This is a genomic window from Streptomyces nanhaiensis (genome assembly GCF_046614825.1).
Taxonomy (GTDB): Bacteria; Actinomycetota; Actinomycetes; order Streptomycetales; family Streptomycetaceae; genus Streptomyces; species Streptomyces radiopugnans.
On the sequence record NZ_JBKJFM010000126.1, the window covers coordinates 1 to 18,750 of the forward strand.

Below are 18,750 nucleotides of genomic sequence, written 5' to 3' on the forward strand. Positions count from 1 at the left end.
GGGGGGGCCCGCCGCAGGGCGGGAGGGCTGCGGTGGAGCGGGCGGCGCCGGCGGCGCGGGAAGGCGGCCAGCACCATGCCGCGCCCGCCGACCCGGTAGGTGAGCAGGCTGCTGTACGGCCCGCCCAGCGCGTCGCCGCGCGGCAGGGGCAGCCGGCGCAGCACCGGAGGCCGGGCACTGCTGGTCAGCAGCAGGTCCACGGGCCGGCCTGGGCCGCCCGCGTCCAGCGCCCGGACGGCGAGCCCGAGCCAGTCGGGCAGCGGCCGCGGCAGGCCGGCGCCCCGGGACAGCCGCACCACGCACTCGTACCGGCCGAGCCCGTCCAGCCAGGGGACGCCCCAGGCGGCCCCCCGGAGACCGGGCATCGCCAGCTCACCGGTGCAGGTCAGGCCGTCGGGGTGGAAGGCGGGGGCGTGGCGCAGCCGGGCGAGCTGCCGGAAGCCCGCCCGGCTGCCGCGTACGCGCAGGGGCACGGGTCGGGACATCGGCGCCTCCCTCTTCCCGGCGGGGTCCGCCGGCACGTTCCGGGCGAACCGTCCCGGTCCGCAGTTGCCGCACCGCCCGTGCCGAAACCCCGGTGCGCTCCGCGGCGGCGCTGCGGTGCGCACCGGCACCCCCGGCACCGGTCGACCGCCCCGCCGCCTTACCGCACGGTCGGGAAAGGGCCCATACTGGGCGGGCCGGGGGGCGGCACGGGCGAGAGGGGGCGGCAGCGCGCGATGAGGGAGAGCACACTGATCCAGGGCCGGTACCGGCTGCTGGACCTCGTCGGACGCGGTGGCATGGGCCAGGTGTGGCGGGCGCACGACGAGTCGCTGGACCGGGAGGTCGCCGTCAAGTGCCTCAAGCCGCCGGGGAGCCGGCCCGGTCCCCAGGAGACCGTGGCGCTGCGCGAGCGCTTCCGCCGCGAGGCGCGCCTCGCGGCCTCGCTCCAGCACCGCGGCGTGACCGTCGTCCACGACTTCGGGGAGCACGACGGGGTGCTCTACCTGGTGATGGAGCTGCTGGACGGCCACGACCTCAGCCGGCTCCTGGAGCTGGGCGGGCGGCGGCCGCTGCCCGTGCCCGACCTCTTCGACATCGCCGAGCAGATAGCCGCCGCCCTCGCCTACACCCACGACCGTGGCATCGTCCACCGCGACCTCAAACCCGCCAACGTGGTGCGCACCGCCGACGGCACCGTGAAGATCTGCGACTTCGGCATCGCCCGGCTCGACCGCGGCACGGGCCCGGCCGCCGGGACCGCCGGCGGCTTCCCCATGGGCACCCCGCACTACATGTCGCCCGAGCAGATAACCGGAGCCCACCTCGACCACCGCAGCGACCTGTACTCGCTCGGCTGCGTGCTGTACGAGATCGCCACCGGCGCCCCGCCCTTCGATCTGGAGGACACCTGGGGCGTCCTCGTCGGCCACCGCGAGACCGCGCCCCGGCCGCCGCGGGAACTCCGTCCCGACCTGCCCGGGGGCCTGGAGCGGATCATTCTCGACCTGCTGGCCAAGGAGCCGGACGAGCGGCCCGGGGACGCGGCGGAACTCGGCCGCCGCACCGCCGAGGCACGCCGCGCGGGGAGCCCGGACGGGCGGAGGGCCCCGCTCCGGCGGCCCTCCGGGTCCGCCGGGCGGCTGCCGGAGTGGGCGTACGGCGTGCGCACCGGTGCCAGGGCCGTCGCGGGCAGACCGCCGCGTTCCGGTCCTTCGGCGTTCCCCGGGTATCCGGGGGTGCTCAGCGGCCCGTGGACCGGCCCAGGTGCAGGTTCAGGTGCCGGAGCCGGGCGGAGCGTCCCGGACGCGCCCGGCGGCGAGGACCCCGCCGCGGCCCACCGGTCCTGCTCGCCGGCCGGCGCGGCGCCGGACTGACCCGGGCCGCCGGAGCCGCGGTCCCGGTCCGCGCTTTCGGCCCGCGGTCCCGGTCGACCCGGCGGGATCACCCGGCGAGGGCCGCCACCGCCTCCTCGACGCTGTCGTGGAAGGCGAAGATCTGGTCCAGTCCGACGATCCCGAAGACGCGCATGATGTCGTCGTCCAGACCGGCCAGCGCCATGCTGCCGCCCAGGGACTGGGTGAGGTGGTAGGCCGTGATCAGGACGGTGATGCCGCTGGAGTCGCAGTAGACCAGGCCGGACAGGTCGATGACGACCGCGGTCCCGCGGTCGCGGGGCAGCTCGTTCAGCGCCTCGCGCATCCGGTCGGCGGTGTGGTGGTCCAGCTCGCCGGACACCTCCAGCAGAAAGGGGCCCGCGGGGTGGGGGCGCAGCGTGACGGTCAGATCTCGGTCGGGCACCCGTTCTCCTGTACGCGCTGGTCGGTCCGGTCGTTCCCCGGCGCGGCCGGAGAGGCGGGACGGCCCCGGGGCGCGGATCCGCCGGGACGCTGATCGACTGCCCGCTTACGGGGCGAGTGAACCCCTCGGGCCGACCGCACCGCAGGCCGTGGCCGGCCGCGTTTATCCTACGGGACCGGTTGCGGCGCATCGTCGCCGTACCAGTGGATATGCGCATCGGTGACGCGGGACCGCGGAACACCGGTACGCGCGGTGGGCGAGGAGGGCAGAGGCGATGGGCGACGCCGACGGGGCCGGGCCGCTGGAGCTGCTCTTCCCCGGGCACAGCGAGATGGCCGGGCGGATGCGCGCCTTCGACTGGGCGGGCACCCCGATGGGCGATCCGGCCGGCTGGCCGGCGAGTCTGCGCACGGCCTGCCGCATCTGCCTGACCTCCCGCTACCCCATGTTCCTGTGGTGGGGCGATGAGCTGCGGCTGCTGTACAACGACGCCTACCAGCACCTGCTGGGCAACAAGCATCCCGCGCTGGCCCGGCCGGGCCGGCAGGTCTGGGGCGAGATCTGGGACGTCATCGGCCCGATGCTGCGGTCGGTGACGGAGACCGGGAAGGCGACCTGGTCGGAGGACCTGCTGCTGAGGATGGAGCGGCACGGCTACCTGGAGGAGACGTACTGGACGTACTCCTACAGCCCTCTGCACGACGAGGACGGCCGGGTGCGCGGGGTGTTCACCGCGTGCAACGAGACCACCGAGCGGGTCGTGGGCGAGCGGCGGCTGGCCGTGCTGCAGGACCTGGGCGCCCAGGCGGGCACCGCCCGCAGCGTGGGGGAGGCGTGCCGGCTGGTCGCCCGGGTGCTGGGCCGTGCGCGGCGGGACGTGCCGTTCGCCGCGGTCTACCTGCGACGCCCCGGCGGCGATCCGGTCCCGGCCGCCGTCAGCCCGCCCGGTACCGACCCCGGGCCCCCGCCGGGCGGCCTCGGCGGCTGGCCGCTGGAGCGGGTGCTGGCCACCGGCGAGCCGGTGGTCGTCGAGGACGTCCTGCGGCGGTTCGGGCGGCTGCCGTCGGGAGAGTGGGAGAAGCCGCCCACACAGGCGGTGGTCCTGCCGCTGCCGGGCGAGACCGGAACGGGACCGGTCGGGGCGATCGTCCTGGCCGTCAGCGCCGGGCGCGTGCTGGACGACAGCTACCGGACCTTCCTGGACCTGGTGGCCCGGCAGACCGCCGCACTGGTCAACGGGGCGGTGGCGTACGAGGGCCAGCAGCGCAGGGCCGAGGAGCTCGCAGAGCTGGACCGCGCCAAGACCGCGTTCTTCTCCAACATCAGCCATGAGTTCCGCACCCCGCTCACCCTGATCATGGGGCCGCTGGAGGAGCTGCGCGGGCAGCTGGCCGGAGCCGGCGAGCAGGTCCGCGAGGAGCTGGAGGTCATCCGCCGCAACGGGCTGCGCATGGGCAAGCTCGTCAACACCCTGCTGGACTTCTCCCGCATCGAGGCCGGTCGGATGCAGGCCCGCTTCGAGCCGGTGGACCTGGCGGCCGTCACCGCGGAACTCGCCAGCGTCTTCCGCTCGGCGGTGGAGCGGGCCGGTCTGGCCTTCGAGGTGGACTGCCCCGCGCTGCCCGAACCGGTCCACATCGACCGCGACATGTGGGAGAAGGTGGTCCTCAACCTGCTGAGCAACGCGCTGAAGTTCACCTTCGACGGCTCCATCGGCGTGACGCTGCGCACCGAGGACGGGCAGGCGGTGCTGCGCGTGTCCGACACCGGCATCGGGGTGCCCCCGGACGAGCTGCCGCGGCTGTTCGAGCGTTTCCACCGCATCGAGAACGTCCGCGCGCGCTCGAACGAGGGCAGCGGCATCGGACTGGCGCTGGTGAAGGAGCTGGTCGGCCTGCACGGCGGCACGATCACCGCCGACAGCACCGAGGGCGGTGGCACCGTCCTCACCGTCCGCCTGCCCTTCGGGTCGGCCCACCTGCCGGCCGGTTCGGTGGCACGGGGCGCCGAACCGTTCCCGGCCTCCGCCGCCGATCCCTACCTCCAGGAGGCGCTGCGGTGGCTGCCGGAGGGGCGCGGGGAGGCCGGCCCGGAGGAGTCCGCGCGGCCGGCCGCCGGGCGGGAGGAGTCCGCGCAGCCGCTCCCCGGGGAGACGCGGGCCCGGGTGCTGATCGCCGACGACAACGCCGACATGCGCGAGTACCTCCAGCGGATCCTGGCCCCCGGCTACCGGGTGACGACGGTCGCCGACGGCCGGGAGGCACTGGAGGCGGTCCGCGCCGACGCCCCGGACATGGTCGTCAGCGATGTGATGATGCCCCGGATGGGCGGCCTGGAGCTGGTGGAGGCACTGCGCGCCGACTCCCGCACCGCCGGGGTGCCGGTGCTGCTGCTGTCGGCCCGGGCCGGGCAGGAGGCGTCCATCGAGGGGCTGGAGGCGGGCGCCGACGACTACCTGGTCAAGCCGTTCTCCGCCGCGGAGCTGCTGGCACGGGTACGGGCCGCGGTGAAGCTGTCACGACTGCGCAACCACCACGCGCAGTGGCGTACCGCGCTGGTCGACTCGCTCCAGGAGGCGTTCTTCGTCTGCGACGAGGAGGGCGCCGTCGTCGAGATCAACTCCGCCTTCACCGACATCCTCGGCTACGGCCCGGAGGGCCTGCCCTACCGGCCCAAGCACCCCTGGTGGCCGGACAAGGAGACCGACCCCGAGGCCCACCGGGCCATCGAGAAGGCCTTCGCCCAGGTCGTGGGCGAGCAGAAGGGCAGCTACATCACCCCCGTCAAACACAGCGACGGGCACAGGCTGTGGGTGTACGCCTCCTTCAACGAGGTCCGCGACCCCGACACCGGCAGGCGCATGGTGGTCGGCACCTTCCGGGACGTCACCGCCGAGCGCCTCACCGCCCAGCGCGAGACCGCCCTGGCGGCGCTGAGTGTACGGCTGTCCGAGGCCGGGAGCGTCCCCGAGGCCCTGCGGGCCGCGCTGGACGAACTGCGCGGGGTGTGGCGGGCCCCGCGTGCCCTGGCCGTCACCTGGGACGGCCCGGACCGGGCGCCCCGGCTGGTCGCCGCGGTGCCCGGCGCCGCGTGGGGGGAGCCGGGCGACCCGGCACGCGGGGCCGTCGAGGCCCTGCGCGGCCGCAACCCCCTGCACCCGGTGGCCACCGGCGAGCCGGCCGGGATCGGCATCACCCTGGAGCATCCCGGCGGGCCGCTGGCGCTGTGGGTCGAGGCCAGCCAGGAGCGGCCCTTCATCTCCGAGGACCACACCCTGCTGGCCGTGCTGGGCGGTTACCTCGGGCAGATGCTGCAACGCGTCCACGCATTCGAGCAGCAGCGCGAGACCGCCCTGGCCCTTCAGCGGGCCATCCTGGGCCCCGACCGCCTGCCGCAGGGGTTCGCCGTCCGCTACGAGCCCGCGGCCCGGCCCCTGGAGGTCGGCGGGGACTGGTACGACACGGTCGAGCTGCCCGACGGCCGTATCGGCATCGTCGTCGGCGACTGCGTCGGCCGAGGCCTGGAGGCCGCCACCGTCATGGGCCAGCTGCGCAGCGCCTGCCGGGCCCTGCTGCTGCAGTTCGCCGACCCGGCCCAGGTGCTGAGCGCGCTCGACCGGTTCGCGGCCCTGATCCCCGGCGCGACGTGCGCCACCGTCTTCTGCGGCGTGCTCGACCCCGCGACCGGCCGGCTGGCCTACAGCAGCGCCGGCCACCCCCCGGGCATCCTGACCCATCCGGACGGCGCCACCGAACTGCTCGACCAGGGCCGCTCCATCCCCCTGGCGGTGCAGCCGGGCCGCCCCCGGCCCACGGGAACGCGCACCATGCCGCCGGCCTCCGTCCTGCTGCTGTACACCGACGGCCTGATCGAGCGGCGCAGCCGCCCGCTGCACGCGGGCATCGCCGAGGCGTCGGCCGCCGCCCGGCGGGGACGCGCCGCGGACCTCGAGGAACTGGCCGACGCCATCCGGACCGGTCTGGAACCGGCCGGCGGCTACGACGACGACATGGCGCTGCTGCTCTACCGCCACCCCGCGCCACTGGAGGTGGCCTTCCCCGCCGACTCCGCCCAGCTCGCCCGTGTCCGTGGCGCCCTGCGCGACTGGCTCGGGCGCCTGGACGCCGGCCCGCGCCTGACGCAGGCGGTCCTGGTCGCGGTGGGGGAGGCCTGCGCCAACGCCATCGAGCACGGCCACCGCCACAACCCCGGCCGCACCGTGCGCCTGAGGGCCGCGGCCACCGCGGACGGCCTGCGCCTGACCGTCACCGACACCGGGAGCTGGAAGTCGCCGCAGCCCGAGGCCAACGCCCACCGCGGCCGCGGCCTGATCCTGATCCACGCGCTCATGGACCAGGTCGACATCGTCACCGACGAGGCCGGAACCACCGTAGACATGCATGTGAGGATCACACGTTGACCACCCCTCTGACGCTCACCGACCAGCGGCGTCCCGACGGCACCCCGGTCCTCGTGGCCGAGGGCGAGATCGACATGAGCAACGTCGGCGAGTTCCGGGCCTCGGTGGACCGGGCCGCCGCCGCCGGCGGCGACGGACGGCTGGTGGTCGACCTCACCGCCGTGGACTACCTCGACAGCGCCGGGCTGGCGGCACTGTTCGCCCACGCCGACCGGCTGGAACTGATCGCCCCGCCGCTGCTGGACCCCGTCCTCACCGTCTCGGGACTCGCCGACCTGGCCACCGTGCGCATCACCTGACGGGCCGCCGGGCCGCCCGGCGGACTCCGGCGGTGACCGGGCGTCAGTCGGCCGAGAGCGACCAGCCGTCGGCCGTCACGCGTCCGGCGTCCCCGGGCCGCGACCCGTCGAACAGCGTGCGCCCGCCGTCCTCGATCCGGACGCCGTCGACGTACGCGCCGCGTCCCACGTAGCGGGTGTCGGTGGTGTACCGCCAGCGCAGCCGCACCGCCCGGCCGCGCCAGGCGCCCAGGTCCGCCAGGGCCCGGTGCCAGACCCGTCCGGAGAAGCCGTGCAGCGTCCCCTCCGGTCGCTCCACCGGGGCCTGGCCGGGGCGGGAGGTGGCGAACGGCACCGGCTCCCACGTGCCGCCGCCGTCGCCGGACGCCTCCAGGCGCAGGACGTCGAAGGTGCGCTCGGTGTCCCACCACACGGAGAAGCGCAGCCGGGCGCCCGCGCCGTCCGCGTCCTCCTCCGCGCCGTCGCCGAGCGCCACCTCGGGCAGGGTGAGCACGGCCGAGGCCCCGCTCGCCATCCCCGAGAACCATGCCTCGCGCCCCTCGGCCGGGCGCACCGGCACGGCCCGGGCCAGATGGTCGGCGGCGGCCACGCGGGGTGCGCTGCCGGAGCGCCAGGTGCGCACCGGGTGGACGGAGTTGCCCAGCAGCACCAGGAAGGTGTCGGTGGTCGGGTCCAGCACCAGGCAGGTGCCGGTGAAGCCGGTGTGCCCGGCCGTGCGGGGGGTCGCCATGGCCCCCATGAACCAGTGCTGGTACAGCTCGAACCCCAGACCGTGCTCGTCGCCCGGGAAGGCGGTGTTGAAGTCGCGGAAGAGCAGGTCCACCGACTCCGGCCGCAGGACGCGGGCGTCGCCGTACGCGCCGCCGTTCAGCAGGGCGCGGCACAGCACGGCCAGGTCCCAGGCGCAGGAGAAGACCCCGGCGTGGCCGGCCACGCCGCCGAAGGCGTACGCGTTCTCGTCGTGCACCTCGCCGTGCACCATGCCCCGGTCCAGGCCCGACCACGGGCGGCGGGCGTCCTCGGTGGCGGCGATGCGCGGTCTCCAGGAGGCGGGCGGGTTGTAGCGGGTCCACCGCATGCCCAGCGGTCCGGTGACGTCCTCGCGCAGCAGCGTGTCCAGCCCCTTGCCGGTGACCCGCTCCAGCACGAGCTGGAGGGTGATCAGGTTCAGGTCGGAGTAGCGGTAGACCGTGCCCGGCGGGTTCAGGGGCTCCTCGCGCCACAGCCGCCGCAGCCGGTCCTCCCGGGTGGGCTCGGCGTACAGCGGGAGCCAGGCGGCCAGCCCGGAGGTGTGGGTGAGCAGGTGCAGCACGGTGATCCCGTCCTTGCCCGCCGCGCCGAACTCCGGCAGGTAGGAGGCGACCGTGCCCTCCAGTTCCAGGGCGCCGCGCTCCATCTGCCGCACGGCCAGGATCGCGGTGAACAGCTTGGAGACGGAGGCGAGGTCGTAGACGGTCTCCGGGGCGGCTGGGACCTGTTCGCCGGCGGGGAGTTCGACGCCGGTGCCGGTGGCCTCGTCGTAGGCCGAGTAGCGCACCGCGTGGCCGATGGCCTCGTGGAGGGCGACGGTGCCGCCGCGCCCGGCCAGCAGGACCGCGCCCGCGTACCAGGGGTGCCGGGGGGAGGGGCCGAGGAAGGTCCGCGCGTCCTCCACCAGCCGCCGCAGGTGCGGCTCCAGCAGCCCGGCACGCCGTGCGGAGCCGCGGCGCAGGACGGGTGCGCGGCCGGCGGCGGCGAAGGGGTGCCCGCCCCGGGAGCGGGCCGCCGCGACGGGCGCGGAGGCCAGGACCAGACCGCCGCCGAGCGCCAGGGCCCGTAGGCCGAGCTGCCGTCGGCCGATGCCCTCGCCCGTGGCGGGGCCGGACACGGGCTCCCGGCCCGGTGTGCGATCCCGTGCCGAACCTGTCATACCGTGCCCCCTGGGGAAAGTATCTTTCAACGGACCGGGAAACGCTGAAACCTTCTTCCCGAGCGTGCCATTAGTCAACCCCCGCGGCGCGGCGGACGAGCGCCCCGGGCGGGGCTCGCGCCTACCGGAGCACCACGCAGCCGCGCCGCTCGAGCCCCTCCAGCAGCTCCGGCCCGACCGCCGTCTCGTTCCAGCGCAGGTCCAGCTTCTCCAGCGCGGGCAACTCCCGCTCCAGCCAGTCCGGCACCGTGCGCAGCCGGTTGGCCCGCAGATCCAGGCGGCGCAGCCGCGGCAGGCCGCGCAGCGCCTCGGGCACCCGTGTCAGGGCGTTCTCGCGCAGCTCCAGCTCCCGCAGCTCCCGCAGCCCGCGCACGGCGGCGGGCAGCGAGGCCAGGGCGTTGCCGCGCAGCCACAGCTCCCGCAGCGCGGTGAGCCGCCCGAGTGAGGCGGGCAGCTCCCGCAGCCCGCACCGCTGGGCGCGCAGTTCCACCAGCCCCGTCATGCCGCCGACCTCCTCGGGCAACGTGCCCAGCGGGTTGTCGCCGACGTTCAGATACGTCAGCGAGCGCAGCCGCCCCAGCGAGCGCGGCAGCGAGGTGAGCCGGTTGTCGTGGAGGTAGAGGCAGCCGTCCAGGCCCGTCAGCTCCCCGATCTCCTCGGGGAGGGAGGTGAGCGCGTTGTGGCCGAGGTCGAGGGTGCGCAGCCGCCCCATCCGGCCGATCCTCGGCGGGAGGGAGGTGAGCGCGTTGTCCGCGAGGATCAGCACACGTGACTCCCGGCGCTCCCACACCTGTTCGGGGACGCGGGTCAGGCCCGCGCGCCAGAGGTCCACCACCGTCCCGCCGTCCGCCTCCCGCCTCACGGCCGCACCGGACCCGCGGCCCCGATGCCGCGTTCCGGCACTGCCTCGTCCGGCACTGCCCCCTCAGGCGCCGCCCCCTCCGGCAGGCCGGCCCACGGGCGCAGGCGCCCGCCGCTGACGGCGGCGACCCCGGCGTCGTCGTAGCGCCGGCTCTCCAGGGACCAGTCGAGGCTGCCCCGCATCACGTTGCGCATGCCGTCGACGTAGTCCTCCACGTGCGTCCGCGTCTTTCCGGGCACGCCCGCGGCCCCCAGCAGGGCGGGCAGGCCCGCGGCGAGCTCCCGGAAGCGGGCGACCCGTCCGTTGGCGGCGGCGCGGATCTCCCGTAAGCAGTCCGGGAGCGGGCGGCCGGTGCCGTGCCGCAGGAGGACGACGGTGTTGTTGACGTCGCCGACGGCCAGCTCCTTGTCCAGCGAGACGATGTCGTTGACGAAGATCGCCACCTCGTCGGTGATCCGCCGCATCTCCTTCAGCGGGTGGCCGCCGTGCAGCGCGGACGGCAGGGTGTAGCGGCCGAAGCGCTCGGCCAGGTCCAGGCAGGGCTGTATGCCGATGGTGTGCCGCCTGGCCGCCAGGAACTCCTCCACCGTGGGCAGCCGGTCCCCGCAGCGGTTGATCGCCTCCCGGCGGTGGGCCAGCAGATAGCCGTGCCAGTGCCCGCGGAAGCGGTCCCGCCACACCGGCGGCATCCCCTCGTTGATCCGGTGCCACAGGTCGCGGAAGCTCTCGACCAGCGGGCCCGCGGGGGCGCCGGCCGGCGGCTCCCGCCCGTCCATGACGCGGACCAGGCGGTCCACGAGGCGGGTGACGTCCCGCGGCCGCCGCCCCAGGGGGCCGTCGAACTGGTCGTCGAAGACGAAGAACCAGCCGTTGACGTCGGTGGCCAGCATCAGGTCCTCGTCCGCGGCCCGCGGATAGAAGCGGGCCATCGCCCGCTCCAGCCGCAGGGCGTCGTACTCCTCGAACGCGGCTTCCCCGGTGAGCAGCCCGAAGTCCCGCAGCCAACGGAGGGTGTGGAGCCTGGCCTTCCCGACGCCGGGGCCGACGGTGCTGCGGAAGGGCATCTCCAGTCGGGCCGTCCGCCGCAGCAGGCCCTCCCGCCCGGCGGTGTCCCCGGCGGCACCGACTTCAGTCATGGACATGATGCCTCCTGGCGAGCGGCGGGCGCGGCGGTGGGGGCGCGGCGGTGAGGATGACGGGCGCATACGCCGAACCACCCTTGGACAAAGGCACTTGCCGGTCAAGAGTGCCGGGGACACTGCGTGCTCCGTCCTGCACGGTGAGTGCGCGGAAGCGGTGCGGCCCGAAGGAGGCACCACCGGGAACGGGCGGGAACACCGCACCCGCTCCACACCCGCGTACGCCCTCCGCCGCCCGCCGCGGGAGCGCCGCGGGCCGGGACCCCGCGGCGGTACCGGGCCCGTACCATGGCCGCATGTCCTTTCTCCGCCGCCGCAGTGCCGCCACACCCGCCGGACCCGACTTCGACGTGCTGGCCATGGACCCGGGGGACTGGCCGGGCAACCTCGGCGCCGGGCTGCTGCCCGCACCGGACGGAAGCTGCCAGGGCGTCTTCCTGCGCTACGACCTGTTCGGCGGGCGCGGACCGGCCATGGTCATCGGGAACCTGCCGGAGGGCTCCCCGGCCCGCGAGACGGCCGAGGGGCAGATCCCCTTCGAGGTCGCGCAGCTGCTGGCGGCGCTGGAGAACGACGAGGATGTCACCGTCACCGGGACGGAGGAGAGCCCGGTGATGCTGGACGACAACCTCCTGATCGTGCGGCGCATCCTGTGCTCGGAGACCCGTATCTCCTGCGTCCAGTTCGACCGCAGCGACGGCGTGCTGGTCACCATCGCCAGCTGGGACCGGCCGATCACCGAGGACCTCTACCAGCTGCTGAAGCCGCTGCCCGCGGAGCTGTTCCAGCGCTGACGCACCGGCGGCGCGGACGGCCGAGGACATGAGGGACACCCGGGGAGGGGCGCTTCGCGGCGTCCCTCCCCGCAGCGTGCGCCCCCCCGTCACCTCACCGCCGGGCGGGCCGCACCGTGACGTCGGCGGCCCTGACGAAGGCCACCCGGTGCCCGAGCTGGATCTGGTAGTACTCCTCCTCGCCGCGGACCACCACGTGGCCGGCGGGGTCGAAGGTCTTGGCGTAGTAGTACTCGCCCTTCGTCCGCAGCCCCAGGGCGTACGCCTGGCCCGCCCCCACCGTGTACGGCAGCGGCGAGATCGCCTGGGCCGGGATCCCCTCGGGGTAGGCGGAGGCCTCCGGGTAGGCGCGGCCGTAGACGGGCACCGACTCCACGCCCTCCCTCGGGGTGACGACCAGGCCCCGGGAGCCCACCGCGGTCGGCGCGTCGGCGGGGTTGTGGAACCACGCCTTCTGCCCGAGGTACCAGATCGCCGTCCACTCGCCCCGGCGCTCGGCCACCGCGTACCGCTGGCCGGTCGAGGCGCGGGCACCGGTGTCGTTGACGCCGGTGGTGGACTCGCCGCCGCCCGGCCGCAGCCCTGCGTCCCTCACCAGCGGCGCGTCGGCGCTCGGCCCGGTGTGCAGGCGCACCGCGCCCGAACCGTGCGGCGGGCAGGGCTGCCCGGAGCCGTCGCACCGGGTGTAGAGGGGCTTGTGCTTCTCGTAGTCGGGCCGGACGGTCACCAGCTCCGAGTCCGGACCGGCCGTGGGGTGGAAGGGCGCGCCCAGCAGCGTGAAGTAGTGCTGCCAGTCCCAGTACGGCCCCGGATCGGTGTGCATCCCGGGGATGTTGGCGGAGGTCACGCCCGGCACGTTGTCGTGCCCGATGATGTGCTGCCGGTCCAGCGGGATGTCGTACCGGTGGGCCAGGTACCGCACCAGCCGCGCCGAGGTGCGGTACATCGCCTCGGTGTACCAGGCGTCGGGTGCGGTCAGGAAGCCCTCGTGCTCCAGCCCGACCGACTTGGCGTTGACGTACCAGTTGCCCGCGTGCCAGCCCACGTCCCTGGTGGGGACGTGCTGGGCGATGTGGCCGTCGGAGGCGCGCAGGGAGTAGTGCCAGGAGACGTACTTCGGGTTCCGCACCAGGCGCAGGGTGGTGTCCCAGGTCGCCTCGGTGTCGTGCACCACGATGTAGTCGATCTTCTGAGACGCGGGCCGGTCCGCCTTGTCGTGGTTGCCGTAGTTCGGCGATCCGTCGGGGTTGGCGTACTCCTCGTACGGCGCCGGGAGCCACTCGCACGAGACGGACGCCGGGCACTCCACGCGCTCGTCGCGCGCCGAGGACGCCGGGCGCAGCCCGGGGCCGTCCAGCTGAGCGGTCTCCGGGGCCAGGCCCGGATCGCCCTCCAGCACCACGTGCTGGCCGGAGTCGGTGGTGCGCCGCTCGCCCTCGCGGATCACGTCGAAGACCTCGTCGGCGAAGACCCCGGCCGCCCGCGCGTCCCCGGAGCCCGGGTAGCGCGCCACGGCCCCGTACCACCGGGCGGGGTCCTCGCTGAGCGGCAGCCCCAGCTCCCGCTGCGCCGCGGCCAGCAGCGCCGCGCCTCCGGCGATGTTCGCGGCCGGATCCCGCCGCAGCTCCTCCTCGTCCAGCCCGGTCAGCTCGGCCGCCCGTTCCAGGGTGCGCAGCCGGGCGGGCAGCGCGGCGGTACCGGGCACCGCGTCGTGGGCCCGCCTGGCGGCGCGGGCGGTGTCGCCGCGCGCGTCCTCGGTGCCGTGGCTGTGGTGGGGGTCCTCGGCCAGGGCGGTGCGCGCGTCGGTCAGGTGCATGGGCCCGTAGCCGCCCGAGACACTGGGCGCGCCGCGGTGGCCGTCCCAGCGGGACTGCAGGTACGACACCCCCAGCAGCACGCTCTCGGGCACCTGGTACCGGTCGGCGGCGCGGGCGAACGCCTCCTGCAGCGAATCCGGCTCCCGCCCGCCGGCGTCGGCGGTGGCCGGCAGGAGGGGCAGCAGCAGGGCGGCCACCGAGGCCGCGGTGAGCGCCCGCAGCCGCCGGCGGGCGGAACCGGGCGGAGAAGCTGACGGGCGTACGGGAACGGCTCCTGGCAAGACGGCCTCCTGACGGGTACGCCGCGGTGGCGCGGCACGGGACTGCCCACAGGGGTATCGGCCGGCCGACGATCCGTCAACGACCTCGGAGGAAGCCTTCACTGATGGGTTTTCGCACGTCAGAGGCCATCCGGAGCAGTCTTCACCCCGGAGCGGGCCCGGACCTGCGCGGCGTCACAGGTCCAGCCCGGTGACGCCCCGCGGCACCCCGCGGCACCCCGCGGCGCCCCGCCGCCGGCCCGTTCCCGGGCCGGCGGCGGGGCGCCGCGGGGGCTGCTCGTCAGCGGGTGCCCACCGCCGCCCGCACCGCACGCCGGACCATCGCGCAGTCGTCGTGCAGACGGCGCAGCAGCAGCCGCTGCTCCTCGCCGGTGCTCAGCAGGCCGGTCCGGTCGCTGCCCGGTGCCGGTCCCGGGTCCCGCATGGCGCGCTGCACCGCCGTCTCGCAGGCACGGACCTCCCGGGTGAGGAGAAGCATCAGATTCACCAGGAAGGCGTCCCGCGCGTCGCGGCCCCCTGCCTGGGCGAGCCGGCTGATGCGGCGGCGGGCCATCGGGCTGTCGCCCATCACCGACCACAGGGTGGCCAGGTCGTAGCCCGGCAGGTACCAGCCCGCGTGCTCCCAGTCCAGCAGCACCGGACCTGCCGGGGAGAGCAGCACGTTCACCGGCAGGGCGTCGCCGTGGCAGAACTGCGCGCGGCCGCCGCCGCGCGCCAGGCCGTGGAGCAGCTTCTGCAGGTCGCCCAGGTCACGGTCCGTCAGCAGTCCCAGTCCGTGGTAGCGGGCGATCCGCACACCGTAGTCGACCGGGGCCCCGAAGAGGCCCGCGGGCGGCCGCCAGTCGTTCACCCGGCACACCGCGCCCAGCACCGCGCGCAGGTCGGCCGGCGACGGGGGCTCCAGCGGATGCCGCTGGAGTGCCATCGGGCGGCCCGGAGCCCGCTCGGCGACCAGTACGCAGCCGTCGGGATCGGCCGCGATGAGCCGGGGCACCCGCACCGGCGGCCGGTGGCGCACGAAGGCGCGGTAGGCCGCTATCTCGTGCCTGAACCGCTCCACCCGCGCGGGCGAGTGGTCCAGCAGGCACTTGGCGACCGCGCCGCCGCGGCCGACGGTGCCCGCCAGCAGTACCGAGCGCCCGCCCCGGCGCAGCACCTGCACCGGCTGGAACTCCGGGCAGACCCGGTGCACCGAGGCGATGGCGGTACGCAGCCGCCCGTCCCGCGGGCCGGACGGCTCCAGCCTCCCGGCGGCCGGCAGGACCCCCGCGCCGGGAGCCCGGCGCGGCCGGGGCAGTCCGGCGACCGCGGACGGTGTGCGCACCGGCTCGGGGAGGACGGTGCCGTACTGCGGTCGCGGACGCGGCCGGACCGGGGCCGGCACGGGAGACGGTGTTGGATTCATGGACGAGCCGGATCCCTTCGTGCGCCGACGGATTGCCGCGCCACCCGGCCGGCCGGGGCGCACCGCACCCTGGGGAATGCGGAAGCCCGGAGACCGGACGGGGTGGCGCTTTCCTACAGCACACCCGGGCACGGGTGGCACACCATCTGGCGGACCCTGGCGAACCCTGGCGAATGCCCGCGCGCCCCTTCGGGGGCGGCCCGCGAGGGCTACTGTCGACACAGCCGAGAACCTGGGGGCTTAGACGTGACCAAGGGACCCAACACCCGCCTCGCGGACCTGTTCGGCCTCACCGGCTGGTCCAAGGGCGAGCTCGCCCGGCGCGTGAACCGGCAGGCGGCGGCCATGGGCCACCCGCAGCTGGCGACCGACACCTCCCGGGTGAGGCGCTGGATCGACATGGGGGAGACCCCGCGCGATCCGGTGCCGAAGGTGCTGGCGACCCTGTTCACCGAGCGACTCGGCCGTGTCGTGACCATCGAGGACCTCGGGTTCAGCCGGTCCGGGCAGGCAGGCAGACGGCAGTCCGTCCACGGACTGCCGTGGGCCCCCGAACAGACCGCCGCGGTCCTCACCGAATTCACGGGAATGGACCTCATGCTCAACCGACGCGGCTTGGTGGGCGCGGGCGCCGCGCTCACCGCAGGACCGGCGCTCAGCAGCGCCCTGTACGACTGGCTCCGGGCCGATCCGGCTTCTGCGGGCGCCCCCCGGCCGGGCGGCTCCGCCCTCGCCGTCCCCGCCTCCTCCGACCGCTACGAGGCCGCGCCCGTCGGCGCGGAGGAGGTCGAGTCCCTGGAGCACTCCGTGGAGGTCTTCCGCGCCTGGGACGCGGCCCGCGGCGGAGGCCTCCAGCGCAAGGCGGTGGTGGGCCAGCTCAACGAGGTGGGCGGCATGCTCGCCTACCGGCACCCGCCGCACATCCAGCGGCGGTTGTGGGGAGTGGCGGCCAACCTGGCGGTCCTCGCCGGCTGGATGTCCCACGACGTCGGCCTGGAGCCCACCGCGCAGAAGTACTTCGTCATCGCCGCGCACGCGGCCCGCGAGGGCGGCGACCGGCCCCGCGCCGGGGAGGCCGTCTCCCGGGCCGCGCGCCAGATGGTGCACCTGGGCAGACCCGACGAGGCCCTGGACCTGATGAAGCTGGCCAAGGCCGGCTGCGGCGAGGAGACCCTGCCGCGCACCCGCGCGATGCTCCACACCATCGAGGCGTGGGCCCACGCCTCGATGGGGCGCGGCCAGGCGATGCGGCGCACCCTCGGCCGGGCCGAGGACCTGTTCGTCTCCGACCGGGGGGACGTACCGCCGCCGAGCTGGATGCAGCTGTTCGACGAGGCCGACCTGCACGGGATGCAGGCGCTGGCGTACCGCACCCTGGCCGAGCACGACCCCTCGGCGGCGAGGACGGCCGAGAAGCACGCCAAGGAGGCGCTGCGGCTGCGGGAGAAGGGCCGTGAGCGGTCGAAGATCCTCGACTACATCTCACTCGCCTCAGCCTGCTTCATCGCCGACGACCCCGAGCAGGCGGACCGCTACGCGCGGCTGGCCCTGGTCACCATCGGCAACACCTCCTCCCACCGCACCTGGGACCGGCTGCGGGAGATGTACCGGCTCACCGGACGGTACGCCGGGTACCCCAAGGTCGAGGACCTGCGAGAGGAGATCGCGCTCGCCCTCCCCGCGGCTCCCGGCTCCCCCGGTGCGGGGGCCGCGGTGCCCGCGCCCCGGCGGGCCGCGGGCGGGGCGGCGGTGTAGCGGCGGCGGGCCCCGGGGCACCCGGCCGTCCCGCGGCCGCGGACGCCCGGGGCCGCCGCCTTCCCCCCACCGCCCGTGCGCGCGGACTCGGCGCGGCGCCGCGGTCCCGGTATCCTTCGGCGGCCGGAGTGACCGCTTTCCGCACGGTGCCGGGAACCCGTGGGAGGACCCGGGAGGAACGGGGGACGAACCCGTGGTGACCGGCCGGAACGCCGGAGAGCGGAAATCCCGTTGCCAGTCCCTCACCCCGCACCGGATGCTGACCTTATGTTCGCCGATTCCGTCGATTCCGACATAGCGCCCAGCGGTACGCTGCTCGGCCTCCTCCAGAGGGGCCGCGGCGACGGCACGCTGCACGCTCTCGCGGCCCCGCGTGCCGAAGCGCTCGCCGCGCTGAGCCACTGCCTGCGCTGTGACCCCCGGCGCGACTGGCGGCTCGAGCACCGCTCCCTGTACTATGCACGGCTCCACATGGAGCTGGACGCCGGGCTCGACGACATCGAGGAGCACCTGTTCGGCCCCGACGACCTCACCGACAGCGGCGAGGAGCGCACCGGACTGGCCCTCTCCGTCCTCGGGCACCTTGCCTCCTACGGTGACCGCGGCGCACTGCTGCTGCTGCGCCGCTACGTCTCGCGCGGCGCCAACTGGCGCTGGGCCCTGGACGAACTGGCCGTCCGCGACGACGACGCCGGACTGCGCCCGCTGGGCCCCGCCGTCCTGGCGCGCTTCCCGCGCACCCCCGAGGGCGACGCCGAGCTGGCGGCGGCCGTCCGCGACGCCTTCGAGCCCAGGCCCTGGCGGCTGTGGGCCGAGGACCCGGACCGCCCCGAGCAGGGCGAACGCCTGGCACACGCTCGTGAGCAGGGCTCCTTCGGCCGCTGGCAGCGCCAGATGAGGCCGGCCGGGCCGCGCCCCGGCTGGAGCGTGCGCGCGGTGCTCGACTGGGCCCAGGAAGGCGATCCGCTCCTGACCGCCGCCCACCCCGCCGCCGACGGACCGCTCGCCTCCGTGCCCGCGGGGTCCGCGGTGCACATGGCGGCTCCGGGCCCCGGCCCGAGGCACCGCGAGGCCGCGGCGGCCCGCTGCCTGGCCGCCGTAGCCGGGCCCGAGGACCGCCCCGAACTGCTCGACGCCGCCCGGTCCGGCCCCGGCATCGCGCGCGCCGTCGCCCTGCGCCACCTCGCCGAGCGGGGCGACCCGGCCGCGCTGGACCTGATCGAGGCCGCCGCGGGGGACCCGGCCGCCGCCGACCCCGCCGACCTCGCGGGCGACCCCCCCGGCACCGTCGCCCGGGCCGCGCTGGACGCCCTCTCCCGGATGCGCGGCACCGCCGCGCTCGAACGCGCCCGCCGGTGGGCGCGGCGCGAGGACGCCCTGGGCACGGCGGCAGCCACGCTGCTGGCCTGCCACGGCGCGGAGCGGGACGCCCCCCTGGTGCTGGCCGCGCTGCGCCGCACCGTGCGCGCCGGGGGGCCCGACTGCGGCGCCCTGTGGCCGCTGGTCGACGGCGCCGGCCGGCTGGCCGTGCACCGCGCCGCCCCCCTCCTGCGGCACGTCTACCGCGAGACCTCCTCCTCCCAGCTGCGCGGCCGGGCGGCCCGCGCCCTGGCCGCCACCGATCCCGCCTTCGCGGCGGGCTTCGCCATCGAGTGCCTGTGGGACTGCGAGGAGTCCACCCGCGAGATCGCCGCCCGCCACGCCGCCACCGGCGACACCCGGGTCGTCGAGCGGCTGCGGCGGCTGGCCGCCGACCCGGCGGAGGAGGAGGGCGTGCAGAGCGCGG

The 18,750-nt window shown here is 75.6% G+C and carries 12 protein-coding genes and 1 pseudogene; 6 read left to right on the top strand and 7 right to left on the bottom strand.

Going from position 1 to position 18,750, the window contains the following annotated elements; genetic code table 11:
- A pseudogene (locus ACLIYP_RS22965) lies at positions 1-485 on the bottom strand (hypothetical protein); the annotation flags it as partial.
- Positions 486-719: 234 nt separating this feature from the next.
- On the opposite strand from ACLIYP_RS22965, the gene ACLIYP_RS22970 reads away from it, so the two are divergent.
- Positions 720-1,859 carry a serine/threonine-protein kinase gene (locus tag ACLIYP_RS22970; protein ID WP_412715013.1) on the top strand — a complete coding sequence of 380 codons (1,140 nt, stop codon included), beginning with the start codon at positions 720-722 and terminating at the stop codon, positions 1,857-1,859.
- Between the two features lie 67 nt (positions 1,860-1,926).
- Here the strand turns inward: ACLIYP_RS22970 and ACLIYP_RS22975 are convergent, their stop codons facing one another.
- Positions 1,927-2,283 (bottom strand): STAS domain-containing protein, encoded by a 357-nt coding sequence (locus ACLIYP_RS22975; protein ID WP_412715014.1) that lies wholly within the window; start codon positions 2,281-2,283, stop codon positions 1,927-1,929.
- Positions 2,284-2,557: 274 nt separating this feature from the next.
- Between ACLIYP_RS22975 and ACLIYP_RS22980 the strand changes: the two genes are divergently transcribed.
- Together ACLIYP_RS22980 and ACLIYP_RS22985 are read left to right on the top strand one after the other, a co-directional pair.
- A complete protein-coding gene (locus ACLIYP_RS22980; RefSeq protein ID WP_412715015.1) occupies positions 2,558-6,703 on the top strand; it encodes a SpoIIE family protein phosphatase in 4,146 nt (1,381 codons plus the stop codon).
- Entirely contained in the window at positions 6,700-7,002 is a 303-nt protein-coding gene (locus ACLIYP_RS22985) for an STAS domain-containing protein (RefSeq protein ID WP_412715016.1), read from the top strand. The genes ACLIYP_RS22980 and ACLIYP_RS22985 overlap by 4 nt, the downstream gene beginning before the upstream one ends.
- 43 nt (positions 7,003-7,045) lie before the next feature.
- Here ACLIYP_RS22985 and ACLIYP_RS22990 read toward each other — a convergent pair whose 3' ends face one another.
- The 3 genes from ACLIYP_RS22990 to ACLIYP_RS23000 all read right to left on the bottom strand — a co-directional run bounded on the left by ACLIYP_RS22990 (position 7,046) and on the right by ACLIYP_RS23000 (position 10,909).
- Entirely contained in the window at positions 7,046-8,911 is a 1,866-nt protein-coding gene (locus ACLIYP_RS22990; protein WP_412715017.1) for a serine hydrolase, read from the bottom strand.
- A 121-nt stretch (positions 8,912-9,032) separates the two neighbouring features.
- Positions 9,033-9,743, bottom strand: a complete 711-nt coding sequence (locus ACLIYP_RS22995; protein ID WP_412715023.1) for a leucine-rich repeat domain-containing protein — start codon at positions 9,741-9,743, stop codon at positions 9,033-9,035.
- A gap of 26 nt (positions 9,744-9,769) precedes the next feature.
- Positions 9,770-10,909: an isoafricanol synthase gene (locus ACLIYP_RS23000; RefSeq protein ID WP_412715018.1), complete on the bottom strand. Its 1,140-nt coding sequence runs from the start codon at positions 10,907-10,909 to the stop codon at positions 9,770-9,772.
- A 299-nt stretch (positions 10,910-11,208) separates the two neighbouring features.
- Between ACLIYP_RS23000 and ACLIYP_RS23005 the strand changes: the two genes are divergently transcribed.
- Positions 11,209-11,706 (top strand): glycosyltransferase family protein, encoded by a 498-nt coding sequence (locus ACLIYP_RS23005; protein WP_412715019.1) that lies wholly within the window; start codon positions 11,209-11,211, stop codon positions 11,704-11,706.
- 94 nt (positions 11,707-11,800) lie between these two features.
- Here the strand turns inward: ACLIYP_RS23005 and ACLIYP_RS23010 are convergent, their stop codons facing one another.
- Together ACLIYP_RS23010 and ACLIYP_RS23015 are read right to left on the bottom strand one after the other, a co-directional pair.
- Positions 11,801-13,744, bottom strand: a complete 1,944-nt coding sequence (locus tag ACLIYP_RS23010) for an N-acetylmuramoyl-L-alanine amidase (protein ID WP_412715024.1) — start codon at positions 13,742-13,744, stop codon at positions 11,801-11,803.
- Positions 13,745-14,084: 340 nt separating this feature from the next.
- On the bottom strand, positions 14,085-15,209 hold the full coding sequence (locus ACLIYP_RS23015; protein WP_412715020.1) for an aminoglycoside phosphotransferase family protein: 1,125 nt from the start codon (positions 15,207-15,209) through the stop codon (positions 14,085-14,087).
- Positions 15,210-15,455: 246 nt separating this feature from the next.
- On the opposite strand from ACLIYP_RS23015, the gene ACLIYP_RS23020 reads away from it, so the two are divergent.
- Together ACLIYP_RS23020 and ACLIYP_RS23025 are read left to right on the top strand one after the other, a co-directional pair.
- The gene (locus tag ACLIYP_RS23020; RefSeq protein WP_412715021.1) at positions 15,456-16,964 is read left to right on the top strand and encodes a DNA-binding protein NsdB; all 1,509 of its coding nucleotides are present in this window, start codon (positions 15,456-15,458) and stop codon (positions 16,962-16,964) included.
- A 267-nt stretch (positions 16,965-17,231) separates the two neighbouring features.
- Positions 17,232-18,750: hypothetical protein (locus ACLIYP_RS23025; protein WP_412715022.1), on the top strand; the 1,519-nt coding region annotated here is incomplete at its 3' end.

What these genes read in the sequence shown, in the direction of transcription:
- ACLIYP_RS22970 (WP_412715013.1), top strand. Translation starts at nt 720, where the DNA reads ATGAGGGAGAGCACACTGATCCAGGGCCGGTACCGGCTGCTGGACCTC.
- ACLIYP_RS22980 (WP_412715015.1), top strand. Translation starts at nt 2,558, where the DNA reads ATGGGCGACGCCGACGGGGCCGGGCCGCTGGAGCTGCTCTTCCCCGGG.
- ACLIYP_RS22990 (WP_412715017.1), bottom strand. Translation starts at nt 8,911, where the DNA reads ATGACAGGTTCGGCACGGGATCGCACACCGGGCCGGGAGCCCGTGTCC.
- ACLIYP_RS23000 (WP_412715018.1), bottom strand. Translation starts at nt 10,909, where the DNA reads ATGACTGAAGTCGGTGCCGCCGGGGACACCGCCGGGCGGGAGGGCCTG.
- ACLIYP_RS23005 (WP_412715019.1), top strand. Translation starts at nt 11,209, where the DNA reads ATGTCCTTTCTCCGCCGCCGCAGTGCCGCCACACCCGCCGGACCCGAC.
- ACLIYP_RS23015 (WP_412715020.1), bottom strand. Translation starts at nt 15,209, where the DNA reads ATGAATCCAACACCGTCTCCCGTGCCGGCCCCGGTCCGGCCGCGTCCG.